Genomic DNA, 16538 nt, shown 5'->3' on the forward strand with positions numbered 1-16538 from the left:
AAATTGCTAGAGACTATTTTGAGGATCAGCTAACGGAAACTGATACAACCTGTCACTGGTTGGCCGAAGAAAATCGCTGGAATCCCGAAGTGGTTGTACGTGTTAGCAGCTATCTGAAAGAACGTGGTGAGCAATCGCAGCAAGAGCTTACATACAAAATTGATAGGGAAAACAAGACACAGGAATTATTGTTCGAAGCTCAAAGTACCTATAACGACCAAGATCAGCTTATCTTTAACCAGGGAATAACTTATGAGGATGGCGCTCCCATCAGTGGTGATCAACAGATGTATCTTTTCGATGAGCACGGTAACATTGCGAAGTACGCGGTTCTGGAACTAGATTCGAATGCTTTTGAATGGATCACAATTATGGAAACCGATTTTACGTATCGTCAGGATATGTTGTCGTCTATCAATGGGCAAAAAACGATAAAAGGCATTCATAACCTAGATACTCATCCTCTTAGCGACCGTAATAAAAATCAAATATCGGAGGTCAAAGAATATCTTTTTGAAAACGGTCATAAAAAATTGCGTGAACACGTATTATACTATTACTCGCTAATAGATCAATCTTTGTAAACGAAATATTTAAAGAAGTGGGCGTGGATTATTTCCATATACTTGGTTCGACCTTATTACTACTTGCCAATATTTTATTATCTATTTTCAATACTATGTGCTGTTGATAAGAAAAATGAGTATACGTCGATTGACGTATACTCAAATAACTAAATTATTGGGCACTTTTAGTGTAGAAATATCATAACCCTTAATGCTTTTGGTCTGTCTGCAATATTGGGACTTTCGCTATTAAACGCAGCATCGCCTACTAGCATAACCGAATAGTGTCTTCCGGCCGAAAAATTGTAGGCAGAGAGGGTCGCTAATGTATTTCCTTGTAAGTCTCTTACTGCAATATCTGAAGCTCCGGCTGCTCTGTTACTCAAAATAAATCGCTCAATTTCACCTGCATTAGCCTGTACTTCTGGCGCTCGGTTACTCAAACTTTCTACCTTTTCGTTACCAATAAATAAGTCTACAGCTTGAACACCCTCCGCGAGGTTAAGAAAGCGTATTCTAGGATTGGTAGAAGGATTTTGTAGTGCGGTATCATTTAAGAGAATAAATTTTCCAGGTATTGTGTTTCCATAAACGATTCCTGTATAAAATCGTTCTAATTCCAAGCGTAGAGCAGCTCTGTCTACTATAACTTGGTTAGTCGTTTGATTAAGAAATGTGAAAGTTTGTCCTGAAACAGTTGGAAATTCAAAAAAGCCGCGTGCCTCACCATATGGAATGGCTATTCCTGCGAGATCATTTAATCTAACTTGGGTTGATGTTATTGGTGAGTATGCATTAAATATGGCTACTCGTGCCATCGGAGGAATTTGGGGTGGATCATTGTCCGAACAACTAGCAAATACTACCACACTCAGGGCTAGTAAAATGCATGTCTTAAGATTTTGTAATAGTTTCATTTGGATTGTAACGTTAGTGTTATTCCAAATAACGAATAAATATTTCTTATTGCTACAAAAATTATAAATTTTGTTAACTGAAATCAAGTAACTTTTTTTTTCGTTAAGTTAGGTCATCCTGATGAAGTCGTGTAAGCATTCGCGATCTTTAATAGGTAGTATGAAGATGCAGCATAATAAAATATGTAGTCGGAGTGCGATCTACAAAATCTATAAGAAAAGCCCTTATCGTTAGATAAAGGCTTTTAAATCGTATTAAATAGGTTGGATACTATTTATATTTTAAGGACACTGACTTTAAGCGCTTTTGCTTTTGCATCGTCCGTGGTGCCAGTAGATGCTTTATCACCTTGCAAGATGATAGAGTAAAAGCTCCTAGCAGCGAAATTGTAAGCTTTTAATTCAAATAATACATTGCCATCAAGATCTTTAACTATGATGTCTTGTGGGCCCGAAGCTTTAGGACTGATGATGAATTTTTGACTGTTGGTCGCATTAGCTTGTGTTTCCTGAACTCGGTTACTCAAAACATCAATTTTGTCTGTTCCTAAAAACACGTCAACAGCACCAACTCCTTCAGCAAGGTTCAAAAACCGTATGCGAGAGTTCTCGCTGGTGCTTTCGATTATATTGTCTTCAAATAAAACAAATTTTGCAGGAATGTCTTTACCAAAAATAAAGCCAGTGTATACGCTATCTACTTTTGGATTAAGAGCCGCTTTGTCTACCAAAATTTGATTAGTAGCTTTATTGACGGCTGTTAGTGTTAAATTGTTTAAGGTAGTAAAGGCTACGTGCCCCAACGCTTGTCCGTATGGAATCTCTAAGCCACGGCTATCGCTAAAGTTAACTTGAGTTGATGTAATCGGTGAGTACGCGTTAAATACGGCAATAAACGCGGCTGGTTGCGGTGGTGCTTGTTCTTCATTCTTCATACAACTGCCAAACAACACAACGCTTAATGCTACCGCACAAGCATTCCTTAAATTCACTAATTTTTTCATGTAGATTTTACGTTAGTCTTCTTTATTATACTAATTGTTTTTCAATATCCATTATACGATGCAGTATACAGCTTCGCTACAGATGCTACTCTTTTTTTTATAAAATGGGCTAAAACTACGAAGAGGTCGCCGTAACGGCAACCTCTTTGTATTGTAAATCATATATTTTGGACGAATCGTATTATTCAAAATACTCTTTGATGCGCTCAAAGAATGATTTTTCATTTTTGCCTGGCTGTGGTTTGAAGTTAGAAGATTCCTTCAGTTTTTCTAACACATCTCGCTCTTCTTTGGAAACTGCTTTTGGCGTCCATACATTGACGTACACCAATTGATCACCTTTATGATAAGAGTTTACCTCAGGAAGACCTTTGCCTTTTAGGCGTAAGATTTTTCCACCTTGCGTACCCGGTTCTATTTTAATTTTTGCTTTACCGTCAATCGTTGGGATTTCCACGCTGGTTCCTAAAGCTGCATCCGCAAAATTGATGTACAAATCATAAATCACGTTGATGCCATCGCGTTTCAAGGATTCATGTGGAATCTCCTCAACCAAGATGATCAGATCTCCAGGAATACCACCGCGCGGTGCCGCATTACCTTTGCCACTCATAGACAATTGCATGCCTTCGCTTACACCTGCCGGAATGTTAATCGTAATGTTTTCATCACTACGTGTTAATCCTTCGCCTTTACAGGTAGTACATTTGGCAGTGATTTCAATGCCTTCACCATTACAGGTAGGACAGGTACTGGTCGTTTGCATCTGGCCAAGAATCGTGTTGGTTACGCGTCTTACCGAGCCAGAGCCATTACATGTTCTACAGGTATGGTAGGAGCTTTTATCTTTTGCACCAGTACCATCACAAGTTTGACAAGCAACTTGCTTGTTGACTTTTATTTTCTTCTCTACACCTAAAGCTACTTCCTCTAGGGTGAGTTTTATTTTTACGCGTAAATTGGAACCGCGTTGCACACGACGACCACCGCCGCGAGAACCGCCGCCGCCGAAAAATCCTTCAAAAGGATTGCCGCCACCGCCGCCACCGAAGATATCGCCAAACTGGCTGAAAATATCATCCATGTTCATGCCGCCACCGCCGCCGTATCCGCCAGCCGCGCTGTTGCCTGCATGACCAAACTGGTCATAGCGTCTGCGTTTTTCTGGGTTGCTAAGCACTTCATAAGCTTCCGCAGCTTCTTTAAATTGCTCTTCGGCTTGCGGATCATCCGGGTTTTTGTCCGGGTGATATTTAATCGCTAATTTCCGATAAGCGGATTTTATCTCTGCGGCCTCTGCACCTTTAGAAACACCTAATACGTCGTAGTAATCTCTTTTTGACATCTTTATCCTTTTCTATTGACCAATCACCACTTTGGCAAATCGGATTACTTTATCATTCAACAAATAACCTTTCTCTACCACGTCGATCACTTTATTTTTCATATCGTCGGTGGGAGCAGGGATCGCCGTAATAGCTTCTTGGAATTCAGAATCAAATGCTTGACCAACCACGTCCATTTCTTTCAGACCTTGCTGTTCCATCAGTTTTCTGAATTTGGTATTCACCAATTCTACGCCTTGTTTTACGGTTTCTACATCTTGCGCAGCCGCCATCGAAATAAGGGCACGATCCATATCATCCAAAACGGGCAACAGCTTGCCAATAACTTCTTTTCCAGCTGATTGAATGATCTCTATTTTCTCGCGAGAAGTTCTTTTTTTATAATTTTCAAACTCTGCTAGTAAACGCGCATATTTATCTTGCGCTTCCTCTAATTTAGATGCAATATCCGACTCTTCAACGATTTCTACCGTTTCCTGCTCCTTATTTTCCTCGTTGGTTTCAAGGTTATCTTGCTCCAAACTCTCTTCTTCTTGATTATGTTCGTGTTCGTTTACCATGTTGCTATACTATAAAACAATCCCTTGTTGTCCACAGGGATGTTCAATTTTTTTGCCAATACGCGATTCGCCGACAGGCTGTCAGTTTTCCGCGAGGTGGACTTACAATTTGTCTGATTTGTGTAATTGTGTCAGTTACTGACGGGCTTAAATAGTGACATTGTCGTGCAGTGCACCATCAGCCGTACGCAAGATACGCGCTGGCATATTACGAATGATTTGATAATCATGCGTAGCCATCAATACCGCCGTTCCTGATGCTGCAATGTCGCGCAATAAGAGGATGATCTCTTCTGACGTGGCAGGATCCAAGTTACCTGTTGGCTCATCGGCCAAGATGATTTCTGGATCATTGAGCAATGCTCGAGCGATTACCACGCGCTGTTGTTCACCACCAGATAATTCGTGTGGCATCTTTTTCAACTTGGAGCGCAAGCCTACTTTTTCTAATACATCCACCATCTTGTTTTCGATCAATCCACGATCTTTCCAACCTGTTGCTTTGAGCGCAAATTCTAGGTTTTTTTCGACCGTACGATCATTTAGCAAATGGAAATCCTGAAATACAATTCCCAATTTACGACGTAGGTAAGGTACTTCGTTGTCGTGCAGCTTTTTCAAGTCGAAACCAGCAATCATTCCTTCACCTGTAGCGATATATAGATCACCATAGATAATTTTCAAAAGACTACTCTTCCCAGATCCCGATTGTCCGATCAGATAGATAAATTCACCCGACTGAATGCTAAGGTTGACATTAGCCAATACAAGGTGTTTCTGCTGATATATATCAATGTTTTTAAGTCTGATAACGGAATGTTCTGCCATAAAAATTTATAATTCAAGTTTGACGATCTGACCGAAAGGAATTTCTTGAGCGATCTGCATAATGTAATCCAATTTGTCTCCTAAACCTATTTTGTCTAACGACTTATCAGGCCGATCTACTCGAAAGTAGGCCAATAGGGTAAAGGCTTCATCACGTAACTGTACGTAATCTGGAATTTTTGCGACACCTTTTACTTTTATTAAATACATCTCAACGGTCAAAAGCAAACTTTAGTTGCCAAATGTAAAGTTCAATTATCAAATGTATAGTTTTTTCATGATAAGCGCCCGAATTGCTTGGAAAATTAACAATTCTTTAGATCGAGAGCCGCTAATCAATACCTATCTATGTTGTTCTAGGAATGCTAAAATATCTACGCCATCGGCATAATCATCCAACGCCGGACATTGGCTCTCGCCAAATGAAAATACCGGTACATTGGACGTGATCTGTGCGTTGGTGACCACGCATTGGATTTGATCTTGTGCCGCATCCAGATCATTGGCCACATTGGCCAATGCAGCATAACGCTCAAAATGCACGACGGCGAGGGGTGATGCCCAGCTTTTGTCTTCTTTAAGCAATAGAAAACCATTGTCGAAATGTACATCGCCATTGATCAAAAAGATAGACTTATTATAATCGTAGTTATTGCCGTACTTGTGATGTTGGCTCACCGAATGGAAATCGGCAATACCTTCGTAAAGTTGCGCGATATCATAATGTTCTGGGATGTAGATCTTGGATACCGAACGACAGCCCAGGCCAAAATAATCAAAGATGTCGTGACCTAATCGCGCTATTTGCTCGGGCGTTTCGCTGCCATCTAGAATGGCAACAGAGTTTCTATTTTTGCGGATGATGTGTGGCTTTTGGCCAAAATAGTATTCAAAATAGCGAGCAGAATTGTTGCTACCGGTCGCGATGATAAGGTCATGTGCTCCTAAACGCTCAACGATTTCGATTTTATCCGCAAATTGCGGTTCGATTTCCACGAGCTTTTGCAAAATCCAAGTCGTCAGACCAGCATCATCCGATGAAGGCTTGATCTGCACATGGAAACCACTAATCAGTACGCTTAAAATATCATGAAAGCCTACCAACGGTATATTGCCTGCTAAAACCAAGGCAACCGTTTTCTCCGAAGGTTGGTCGGGGAGTGTTGCTACCCAATGTGTTAGTTTTTCTTGAGTAAGATTTTCCGCAATAGCTGTTAGTTGTCTATGTACATTGTTAGCCGTGTACCAAGGGTTCTTTATTTCCACACGAGCTAAGAATTCGTGTAGACTTTCGTGCTCAGCACGTAGGTAATTGCCCAGTTGTACAAATGCGTTTATTCGTTGATTCTTTGTCAAAATGCTATTTTCTTTAAATTATTTAGAACAAATCTCACCAAATTTTGCTCTATCTTTGCGAGTAATTGCAATCCTATCTAATAATAATCTATGTAATTTATAGATATTAATTAAGGGATTGTTTAACTTTGAAGTGCAAAACTAGTTTAAAAATATTATTGAGAGGATATAAATGGCAATTAAAATAACAGACGAATGTATCAATTGTGGAGCGTGTGAGCCAGAATGCCCTAACAATGCCATCTATGATGCCGGCGTAACATGGAAATTCTCGGAGGGTACAGCTCTAGAAGGTGTGATTGATTTTGGTGACGGCGTAACATTGGATGCAAACGAATCGCAGGATGCTGTTTCGGACGAGGTATATTATATCGTATCGGATAAATGTACAGAGTGCGTTGGATTTCATGACGAGCCACAATGTGCTGCCGTATGTCCGGTAGATTGTTGTGTGGAAGACGAGGATATTGTTGAATCTGAAGAAGAACTATTAGCTAAGAAAGCTTGGCTACATGCCGAATAATTTGTATTTCTTGTAACAATATTAAGTTTAATATAAAGAAAAGTGATAGGTTTGCCCTATCACTTTTTTTGTTTGCTAATTTTCGATATCTTCATCCACATTATGACCTTTAAATCTAATATATGAACATTTACGAAGGTATTTCGATCGGCCTATACATGGTCTTGATGATCTTGATCGGGCTGTATTCGTACCGTAAATCTACGGCAAATACCGAAGAGTTTTTGTTGGGCGGGCGCAGTCTGGGCGCAGCAGTGACGGCATTATCTGCTGGTGCGTCGGATATGAGCGGCTGGCTGTTGATGGGCTTGCCCGGAGCAATGTATTTGTCAGGCTTGTCGGCTTCGTGGATTGCTATTGGATTGACCTTTGGTGCATTCATGAATTATATTCTAGTAGCACCGCGCTTGCGTGCCTATACCGAAGTAGCTAACAATGCCATTACCTTACCGGTCTATTTTGAAAATCGCTTCCGCGACAAATCTCAATTATTAAAAATTGCAGCCAGCGTGCTCATCTTAATATTTTTTACTTTGTATACTTCCGCCGGAATGGTATCTGGCGGGCGCTTGTTTGAGTCCGCATTTAATATGGATTATACGACAGGTTTGATGGTTACTAGCGCCGTGGTAGTTGCCTATACTTTCTTAGGTGGTTTTTTGGCCGTTAGTTTGACGGATTTTGTGCAAGGTGCTATTATGGTGTTGGCATTGGTTATTCTGCCTATTGTAATGATCATGGAACTGGGTGGGCTAGGAGAGACGTTCTCCATCATTAGGCAGAAGAATCCTGACTATCTGGATCTTTTTAAAGGGACGACTACGGTAGGCATCGTTTCGTTGTTGGCTTGGGGTTTTGGTTATTTTGGCCAACCGCATATTTTGGTTCGCTTTATGGCGATCGATAAGGTGAGCCAGCTAAAGAAAGCACGTAATATTGGTATTAGCTGGATGATCTTTACCGTTGGCGGCGCCATGTTGGTCGGTTTGTTCGGGATTGCCTACTTGAACAAGAATGATGTGGCCATGATGTCGCAGTTTGATGCATCGAAGGAGATGGCGGAGACAATTTTTATTTATTTATCGCGTATTCTGTTTCACCCGCTCATTGGCGGTTTCTTGTTGTCAGCCATTTTAGCGGCGGTGATGAGCACTATTTCTTCGCAACTGCTCGTGACGGCCAGTTCGATGACGGAGGACATCTATAAGGCATTGCTCCATAAGCAAGCTTCGGCATCGCGTATGCTGATCGTTAGTCGCATGTCGGTGCTGTTGGTGGCGCTTATTGCAATTTTACTTTCCCTAAATCCACAAGATAGTATCTTGAACCTAGTGGGCAATGCTTGGGCAGGTTTTGGAGCGGCATTTGGTCCGGTTGTCTTATTATCGTTGTTATGGCGTAAATCTACTCGATGGGGAGCGCTGAGTGGGATGCTAACAGGTGGAATCGTGGTGTTGTTGTGGGTTTATGTGCCGCACGATTATAAGGAATTGTATGAGATCATTCCGGGCTTTTTTGCTGGTCTGTTGGTCAATGTGCTGGTATCATTGGCTACCTACAAATCTGATGATGGCATTACAGAAGAGTTTGATAAGATGGAGCGTATGCTACAGGAATAACAAATTAGGCTATAAATAATAAAAGCGACCCCAAAAGGTCGCTTTTATTATTTATTTGGTAAGGATACTTACGCGTTGTCTAACTGTAAGGATTCTTTATAGATCGCTTTCTTCACTTGGGTACGACGAGTAATAGATTTTTTCTCGTAAGCCTGACGTGAACGTAACTCTCTCAAAACGCCTGTTTTCTCGAATTTCTTCTTGAAACGTTTCAATGCTCTATCTAACGATTCTCCTTCTTTTACATTTACAATAATCATAGCTTTTTATATACCTCCTTTCGTCGTGGAATTCTTGGTGTGCAAAGGTAATTTAATTCGGGGATATATAAAAGCTTTATTCTTAAAATAAATAGTCAAGGCCTACAGCTGCCAGTCAGCCACGATTTTTTCTAATGGCTCTTCAGCACTGCATAGTGCCGTATGTATGCCAAGTGATTTGGCGGTAGCCAAATGTTGCGGACTGTCGTCGATAAATAATGTCTCTTCTGGCTTGATCTGAGCGTCATTCAACACGAAATCAAAGATCTCACGATCTGGTTTTCGCATACCCATCTCATGCGAATAGTATGTTTTCTCGAAGAATACTGCATTGCTTTCTACGCCATACACATCTTGTATGTGCTGCATGCAGTAGGCGTAATGGATCTCATTGTTGTTGCTGAGTAAGAATAGTCGATATTTGCTTTTCAGTGCCTCGAGTACTTCGTGCTTGCCGGCGGCAACGCCGATCAATAAAGCATTCCAAGCTTGATCAATATTGGTATCCGATAGGTGCGGCGCATTGGCCAATGTCCTAATACCTTCCCGAAATTGTGCAGGACTAATCAGTCCTTTGTCAAACTGATCAAAAATTTCATTTTGCTGCTTATGTCCAAATACTTCTTCAACATTTTGTACACCTAATTGGCTAAAAGCTTGTTGCGCCAAGAGAAAGTCGATCGAGAAGATCACGTTGCCGTAATCGAGTATGATATTTTTGATATTTTGCATGCGAAGATTTTGATTTGTCGCTACAAATATCGATAATTGCATCGTCAAAACAGCTATTAACGCATCGTTTCTGGCAGCAAAATTAACCGCGCCTATAGCTCAGTCGGTTAGAGTAGAAGACTCATAATCTTTTGGTCCCTGGTTCGAGCCCAGGTGGGCGCACTGAGAAACCCTGTAAGTATAAAACTTGCAGGGTTTTGTTTTTTTGGTAGGCTGATTGAGGGGCAGGATTGTAACAATAATGGAGAGGATTTAAGGTTCCACTTTTCGAATGAAAGCTTTTAATCCGCATGAAAAACAAAAGTTCCTGTTATTTTAATAACTAACTATTTTTCTTTTATTCCAACAACATCTTTTATACTTCAAGCCACTTTTACAAGGACATAGGTCGTTTCTAGAAGGAGATAACTTGTTATTCATAGTTATAATATGTCCTGATTTATTTTTAAAGAAATCATTGCAGGTCAGTTCTAATTCACCATCATATTCCCATTTATCATCATGATATATCAAAAAGTCTATCGAATTCGGACTATCAACAAATGTTCCAAGACCTAACCACGTATTACATTTTAATTGATATTTCTTTAGCGTCGAATATATAGACACTTTATCATTAATTTCCTCTAGATCACGTTCCTTAAAAACTTGATAGCTAATGCCAAATTCTGGAGCAGTCGAAGTTGCAATTGACTTGTCTGATTTATCCTTGTATGCGTTTTGTTTAGTTCGGATTATACTTTTAGTAATTTTTTCACGAGCGTCACCGGACCAGTCTAGTAAATTAAAAATGACATCAACGGCTTTTGGATATTTACTGTCTTTTATTATGTTGGAAAATTTGTCGAAAACAGCATCATAATCCTAATTAGCAATATCGCTCCAATCGGGTTTGGCCTTTTTTAGGGTTTAAACTTTTTGTACAACACAATCAATTTTGGTATATTTCTAGTCTAAATGAAGGATCACGAAGTCGAATTTCCCGCTCTAAAATCTGTTCCGGATAAACTGATGACCGTTGTCCTGTATGGTTTTTTCTTTGTTTTGATGGCTTTGGTGTCGATTTGTATTCTTGCTATTCCACTCGCTTTTCAACTTGAGCATGGAGGCACACCGGGCTGGAAAAGTATTATTTTTGCTGTTCTTTATTATGCACTCATCTTATGGATTTTGTGGTGGATTTTTGGTCGGTATATAAAAACAAGAAGAAAGAGGCTCAAGGAAATCGTAGTGGATCGTGAGGGGGTACATTATTTCAGTATTGATGGAACGAAAAATTCTATTTTATATGCCGAACTGGAGAAATCGAACAAAATATACGAGAAAGATATTGATTGGAAACCCAGAATTAGGACAGCTGTGGGATATTTGTATGGGCATAAAAGCGGTAGCCATTTAAAGATTAGCTTCGATAGCAATCATTTTGGCGCTACACATCTTATAAAAAATAAAAACATATTGATCGGTCATTTTCTAAAGGGCGTGAAGCAATTCGATTCCGGCTTCACTATTTCCGATAGTGTTTTTAGTGAATTTCATATTGACAAGGATACGTTTCTATACGACAGACAAGAACATTTGAAGTTTGCGATTATTTGCATCGTTGTCTTGGTTTTAATCGCACTAGCAATTTGTTATCTTACCCGAATAACCGAATGATATTCTTGATCAATATAATAAGAAATTATCTCGCTACTTTTACCGAACTGGAAAGAGAACGTAGCCCAAAGCTTTATGATGAAAAAAATTCGTAGTTGATAACAGATGAAAGTTTTTAAGAATGTAACTTGCCCCTTGTATCTTATTTTTTTTACACTACTATCGATGAGTAATTTAAAAGCCCAAACCTTGCGCTTAGAACCGTTTTTACCTAAAGAATATCAGTATATTATCACCGTCGAACCTGAACAGGAAGGAATGTTTGCTACAAACTACGACGCCGTCCATCCAGACACGCAAGTCGCTTCATTTGAGATTATAGTCAATCAAATGCCCAAAAGTATGGTAACTATTGAGGGGATGTCAGATGGAATAGAACGAAACGCTAAAGACTATGGTTCGGCTATGCAATTAACCTTACTCCAAGAAGAGGCTAAGGACAATGTCATCCGTCGACTTTATCAAATAAAGAACGAACTATCAACAGTTCTAATGCTGATGTATCAATCGGGAGAAAATTTAACGGTTGTAGAGGTGGAGTTTCACCCCGCTGATTTTAAGGTGGTTCCGCTAGAAAGATGGCAAAATATCTTTTGGCAAATACACCAACAAAATGAGCAATCAAAACACAAAACGGAATAGTTTACGAGCTCACGCTGATTATGGTAAATCAACCTGCATCAGGTCAATCTCTTTTCAAAACACGAAAACATCTTCGGAATAAAATGTAAATCATTAAAATTATAAAAAATGAATAATCTAAATGTCCCAAGTTTAGAACATTATTGGAATCAGTTTGTAGCAGCCTTCGTAACTTGGGCACCAAAAGCACTAACTGCGTTTGTATCTGCTGTAATTATTTATCTCGTCGGTACTTGGCTGATCCGAGTAGCAAAACGTCTACTAGACAAAGCCTTTGCAAAAAGGGAAATGGAGCCCTCCCTTCACCGTTTTTTAATAAATTTGGTAGGCTGGGCACTCAATATTCTCCTATTTATCGTAGTCGTCACGCAGCTTGGTGTACAGACGTCTGCATTTGTAGCGATGATTGGAGCTGCTGGTCTTGCCATTGGTCTTGCACTTCAAGGATCGCTGGCAAACTTTGCTGGGGGGATACTGATTCTCTTACTGCGACCATTTAAGGTAGGAGATTATATCTCCGCTTCATCTGGAATATCTGGTACTGTACGGGAGATTGATATATTCAACACGCGTTTGACAACACCACAAAATCAGCTTGTAGTAGTTCCAAATGGTCAACTCTCAAATTCCAGTATCACAAATTATACTCAAATGGGAACGCGACGAACCTGGTTTGATATAGGCGTGTCATATAGTGCAGACTTAAAGCAAGCGAAAAATATCTTATATGAAGTTATTGGCGAGAACGAACATGCTTTTATAGAGCCCGCCCCTCAGGTTATTGTCACTGAATTGGGGGATAACGCCATTATCCTATCTGTACGGGTTACTACATCCAACGATAAGTTTTGGGATATGCAAGAGCAATTGATTATAGAATGTAAATTGGCACTCGAGAAGAATGGGATCGAAATACCCTTCCCGCAAACAGATATACATATAAAACGAACATAATACTCTGCCAACAATATATATGATTATAGGTGTCGTATTAAATATGGCACCCTGAGCCATACACAAATTTACTGCGAAAGCTACAGCTCACCCCACTTGATCCGGCACATCCACTTTGATAATCGTGAGCGCATTACGTTTGCCGTCTTGTAGGGGAGTATAGTCTTTATTGATCTGTTTATACGCGGATATATCTACTAGGAAGTAGATCACATCTGGCGATGATGGCGGTAGTTGCAAGTGTAGTTCAGCACCTTCATAGATGCCTACTAGCGTGATAAAGTCTGTTTCTGTACTGATGGCGCTAGGCCAGCGTTCCTCCGTGATCGGAAGCGGAGCGGCTGCAAAAGAGAAACTGATGTAGGTAGCCACTTTCGGAAGATAACTGGCATTCTGCGGATTGAAAGCAGGAATCAGCAATTTGGCCAGTCCTGAATCCCGATCATATTGAATATCCAATTTTTCCGTGAAGATGAGTGAGAGACTACTATTTTTATTGAACTCAAAACCCCGCAGCATCGCGGCGTTTTCAGGTAGCAGCATTCGCGCTCCGCGCGTATTTACACGGTCATTTTTCTGGATGTGATGGAGTAGGGATACCAGCCTATTCTTCATCGTGGAGTCCGCTATTCCCCGAAACACGTGTCTAAGCTGCATGCGGATTTGCTTACCCTTTCTCGACGCTCGGCCAAATTCATATCCATTCTCGCGGGTACGTACGAATCTGGTATCCTTCAGCACGCGCTCGCCGTCGACACCGCTTTTTGCACGTATTTTAAAACTTCCTGTACGTTGGTTAACCGTGATAACATGGCCAACCAATCCGAGCATTCTCAAAATTGAAATAAAATCTTCTCTGCAAAAGATTGCAAAAACTATATTGAATTGTTAATCTCAAATCTCCTAATTTCGCAATGAATTTTACAGTTTTAGGCGTCACACACAACGACGGTATAAATTTTGTAACTAGTATTTATATATCGGAATACTGTTTAATAAAATCTCAGTAATAGACTAAAATGACAATGCCACAGATGATTGATCACAATCGCTTAAAAAATATATTGACCGGAGTTTTTTCATTCGTAGTAATCGCCGCGTACGCGCAAGAAGGAGGGAAGAAACAAGAAGAGAATCAGCCGACCGAAAGGAAAGAGGCGGCCACATCTATGATGGATTCGATCACGGTAGTGCGTGATTATCGCCCGATGTTGGCAGATGCGGTGAAGATACGCCGCAGTCCGGATATGAATATCGACCGAAAAGCGCTGGAGAATGAAATGCGCCGAACTGCCGCAGCTATTTATTTCCAGAAAAACAGGTATAGAGAAGCTTATCATATGCCGCTGCCGCAAAGGTATCCCAATGCTTTGCAGAGCAATATAGACAATAACCGGATTGGTATTTTGGCCTATCGCGCCGGCGAGTTCGAACGGTCCAGATCTATCTTGGAGCAGGTAAAACCGTTAGATGCCTTTTACCAAAGCTCACTCATCGCTTTGGGGCATATCGATGTGCAAACAGGCAACAAGAGCCGTGCACGCGATGCTTTTTACAAGGCTTCGCGATTAAAATATGATGAAGAGCTACGAGCAGATGCCTTATTCAATTATGGTAAAGTATTGACCGAGCTGGACTCGGTGCAAAATGCGATACAGCCGCTCAATGAATTCATTGCATTAAAATACGCGGACTATAAGAATGATACAGAAAAAGCAGAGACCACAGAAATGCGGTTGGCCGATGTGTTATCTGGCACCACCAATTTTCAGGCAGCGGTATATCTTTTAGAATCTTTTCAAGATCGAGACCGTCAAGCGGATCGCGTGTATCAGAAGATCACCTATTTCCGTGGATTGGAATTCTATAACGAGCGCGCATTCGAAAATAGTATATCCATGTTTATGCGATCGGAAAAGTTTGCTTTTGATGAAGAAATGGCCGCACTAGCGACCTATTGGAAAGCAGAAGCGATGTACGAAGTGCGCAAATACGCAGAGGCGGTAGACAATTTCTCTCAATTCCTAAGGTTGCCTGCTGCGCGACAAACCACCGTATATAATTACGCCAATTATGCGTTGGCCTACGCCGCATTCCGAATCAACAGATACAGTATGGCAGCAGAGTATTTTGAGCGTTTCTTAGCCTCTGGCGAAGGCGCTTCAGACAAAAACATACAGTACGATGTATTGGCCCGTCTGGGCGATGCGTACCTGTCGATGCGCAACTATGGTCGAGCCAAAGATTACTACAATCAGCTCATCAAGGAAAAAGCGCCTAATCAGGATTATGCCTTATTCCAACAAGGTATAATACAAGGTTTGCAGGGAGACAAGGAAGCTAAATTAAAAACACTGCGTTCGGTGGTAGAAAGATTTCCAAATTCTAATTACGCAGATGACGTGGCTTTTGAGATCCCGTATATGTATTTCACTTCCGGAGATTACGATGCGGCTATTGATGGTTTGCAACGCATGATCAAAAAATATCCGCGAAGCAGTTATGTCCCTCGTGCGCTGATGACGATTGGATTAGTTCAATACAATAAGAATGACACCGAAGCAGCTCTGGCCACCTTCGAAAAAGTAGTCAAGGAATATTCTACTACAGGAGAGGCAGCGCAAGCACTACATTCTATCGAGAATATTTATCTGGATCAAGGCGATGCTACGAGTTATATTCGCTATGCGACAGGTACAAACGTGACCGATCTTAGTCCGTCGGAGTTAGATAACCTCGCTTTTCAAGCGGGTAATACCTTGTTTTCTAGAGGACAATATGCTGCGGCTGTGGAGGCCATCAATGCTTATTTTGATAAATTTCCGAAACCTCGGCAAGAGAAACATGCTCGTTATATTCGCGGTGTGAGTTTGTACCATACAGGAAAACCTACGGAAGCATTACACGACTTGAACATGATCCTAAATACTTGGACAAGTCCGTACACCAAGAATACGTTGGTAACTGTAGCAGCATTATATCTCAACTTGAAGCAGTATAATGAAGCCATCGTACATCTCAAAAAACTGGAGCTAAACCCAGATTATAAAGATAAATACGGTTATGCAGTAACCAATTTGATGATGTGTTATTTCGAGATCGGTGATTTTGAGCAGATGGAGAAGTATGCTAAGTTGGTCCGAAACTATAGTCAGGCAACCGACGCGGAATTGGCGATGGTACACCTATATACCGCTAAGGCAAAACAAAAAAATGGTGATAAGCAAACGGCGTTGAAAGAACTCAACTTAGCGGCATCGAAGAGTCAATCAGCAGCCAGCGCGGAGGCAAGATATCTGGTAGGACTAAAGCAATACGAAGATAAGGAGTATGACAAAGCGCTTAAATCGGCTTTTGATGTGATTGAGAATATGGATGAACAGGAATACTGGGTGGCCAAGAGTTTCATTCTACTGGCAGACACCTATGCACGCAAAGGCAATACGCTTCAAGCAAGAAGTACATTAGAAAGTATCATTCAGAATTATACTGAGGAGGACGATATTGTGCCCGCAGCGAAAGAGCGTTTACAGAAATTGAAAAAGTAAAAGGGATACTATTGATTTGACTTT

At 40.7% G+C, this 16538-nt stretch carries 18 protein-coding genes and 1 tRNA gene; 8 read left to right on the forward strand and 11 right to left on the reverse strand.

The genetic code is table 11. From position 1 onward, the window contains the following. Window positions 1-59: 59 nt before the first annotated feature. Window positions 60-584: a hypothetical protein gene (locus DC487_RS04845; protein WP_116774779.1), complete on the forward strand. Its 525-nt coding sequence runs from the start codon at window positions 60-62 to the stop codon at window positions 582-584. Window positions 585-751: 167 nt separating this feature from the next. Here DC487_RS04845 and DC487_RS04850 read toward each other — a convergent pair whose 3' ends face one another. The 7 genes from DC487_RS04850 to DC487_RS04880 all read right to left on the reverse strand — a co-directional run bounded on the left by DC487_RS04850 (window position 752) and on the right by DC487_RS04880 (window position 6577). Continuing rightward, window positions 752-1384 (reverse strand): DUF4397 domain-containing protein, encoded by a 633-nt coding sequence (locus DC487_RS04850; RefSeq protein WP_165799016.1) that lies wholly within the window; start codon window positions 1382-1384, stop codon window positions 752-754. A gap of 374 nt (window positions 1385-1758) precedes the next feature. Then, entirely contained in the window at window positions 1759-2487 is a 729-nt protein-coding gene (locus DC487_RS04855) for a DUF4397 domain-containing protein (protein ID WP_116774781.1), read from the reverse strand. 181 nt (window positions 2488-2668) lie between these two features. After that, the gene (gene dnaJ, locus DC487_RS04860; protein ID WP_116774782.1) at window positions 2669-3832 is read right to left on the reverse strand and encodes a molecular chaperone DnaJ; all 1164 of its coding nucleotides are present in this window, start codon (window positions 3830-3832) and stop codon (window positions 2669-2671) included. A gap of 12 nt (window positions 3833-3844) precedes the next feature. Next, window positions 3845-4393, reverse strand: coding sequence for a nucleotide exchange factor GrpE (locus DC487_RS04865; protein WP_116774783.1), 549 nt, complete (start codon window positions 4391-4393; stop codon window positions 3845-3847). Between the two features lie 147 nt (window positions 4394-4540). Beyond that, on the reverse strand, window positions 4541-5221 hold the full coding sequence (locus DC487_RS04870; protein ID WP_116774784.1) for a cell division ATP-binding protein FtsE: 681 nt from the start codon (window positions 5219-5221) through the stop codon (window positions 4541-4543). A 6-nt stretch (window positions 5222-5227) separates the two neighbouring features. Continuing rightward, the gene (locus DC487_RS04875; protein WP_116774785.1) at window positions 5228-5431 is read right to left on the reverse strand and encodes a fructose-6-phosphate aldolase; all 204 of its coding nucleotides are present in this window, start codon (window positions 5429-5431) and stop codon (window positions 5228-5230) included. Between the two features lie 132 nt (window positions 5432-5563). Then, window positions 5564-6577, reverse strand: coding sequence for an acyl-CoA reductase (locus DC487_RS04880; RefSeq protein WP_116774786.1), 1014 nt, complete (start codon window positions 6575-6577; stop codon window positions 5564-5566). 172 nt (window positions 6578-6749) lie between these two features. On the opposite strand from DC487_RS04880, the gene DC487_RS04885 reads away from it, so the two are divergent. After that, window positions 6750-7100, forward strand: coding sequence for a 4Fe-4S dicluster domain-containing protein (locus DC487_RS04885; RefSeq protein WP_116774787.1), 351 nt, complete (start codon window positions 6750-6752; stop codon window positions 7098-7100). Between the two features lie 122 nt (window positions 7101-7222). Next, window positions 7223-8719, forward strand: a complete 1497-nt coding sequence (putP, locus tag DC487_RS04890; protein ID WP_116774788.1) for a sodium/proline symporter PutP — start codon at window positions 7223-7225, stop codon at window positions 8717-8719. A 68-nt stretch (window positions 8720-8787) separates the two neighbouring features. On the opposite strand, the gene rpsU is transcribed toward putP, so the two are convergent. Together rpsU and DC487_RS04900 are read right to left on the reverse strand one after the other, a co-directional pair. After that, window positions 8788-8979 carry a 30S ribosomal protein S21 gene (gene rpsU / locus DC487_RS04895; protein ID WP_066753982.1) on the reverse strand — a complete coding sequence of 64 codons (192 nt, stop codon included), beginning with the start codon at window positions 8977-8979 and terminating at the stop codon, window positions 8788-8790. Between the two features lie 102 nt (window positions 8980-9081). Further along, window positions 9082-9711, reverse strand: coding sequence for an HAD family hydrolase (locus DC487_RS04900; protein WP_207774306.1), 630 nt, complete (start codon window positions 9709-9711; stop codon window positions 9082-9084). An 88-nt stretch (window positions 9712-9799) separates the two neighbouring features. Here DC487_RS04900 and DC487_RS04905 point away from each other — a divergent pair. Continuing rightward, window positions 9800-9873, forward strand: a tRNA-Ile gene (locus DC487_RS04905). A gap of 153 nt (window positions 9874-10026) precedes the next feature. Here the strand turns inward: DC487_RS04905 and DC487_RS17395 are convergent. Further along, complete coding sequence (locus DC487_RS17395) at window positions 10027-10131, reverse strand: SEC-C metal-binding domain-containing protein (protein WP_133228365.1); 105 nt, start codon at window positions 10129-10131, stop codon at window positions 10027-10029. Between the two features lie 537 nt (window positions 10132-10668). Here DC487_RS17395 and DC487_RS04915 point away from each other — a divergent pair. From DC487_RS04915 to DC487_RS04925, 3 genes are all read left to right on the forward strand, one after another. Beyond that, window positions 10669-11370 carry a DUF4381 domain-containing protein gene (locus tag DC487_RS04915; protein WP_116774791.1) on the forward strand — a complete coding sequence of 234 codons (702 nt, stop codon included), beginning with the start codon at window positions 10669-10671 and terminating at the stop codon, window positions 11368-11370. A gap of 165 nt (window positions 11371-11535) precedes the next feature. Next, window positions 11536-12012, forward strand: a complete 477-nt coding sequence (locus tag DC487_RS04920; protein ID WP_133228367.1) for a hypothetical protein — start codon at window positions 11536-11538, stop codon at window positions 12010-12012. A gap of 108 nt (window positions 12013-12120) precedes the next feature. After that, window positions 12121-12966: a mechanosensitive ion channel family protein gene (locus DC487_RS04925; RefSeq protein ID WP_116774793.1), complete on the forward strand. Its 846-nt coding sequence runs from the start codon at window positions 12121-12123 to the stop codon at window positions 12964-12966. 87 nt (window positions 12967-13053) lie between these two features. Here the strand turns inward: DC487_RS04925 and DC487_RS04930 are convergent, their stop codons facing one another. Continuing rightward, entirely contained in the window at window positions 13054-13797 is a 744-nt protein-coding gene (locus tag DC487_RS04930) for a hypothetical protein (RefSeq protein WP_116774794.1), read from the reverse strand. Between the two features lie 188 nt (window positions 13798-13985). Between DC487_RS04930 and DC487_RS04935 the strand changes: the two genes are divergently transcribed. Further along, complete coding sequence (locus tag DC487_RS04935; RefSeq protein WP_116774795.1) at window positions 13986-16514, forward strand: tetratricopeptide repeat protein; 2529 nt, start codon at window positions 13986-13988, stop codon at window positions 16512-16514. Window positions 16515-16538: the final 24 nt, after the last annotated feature.

The sequence above is a fragment of the Sphingobacterium corticibacter genome (assembly GCF_003076635.1).
Taxonomy (GTDB): domain Bacteria; phylum Bacteroidota; class Bacteroidia; order Sphingobacteriales; family Sphingobacteriaceae; genus Sphingobacterium; species Sphingobacterium corticibacter.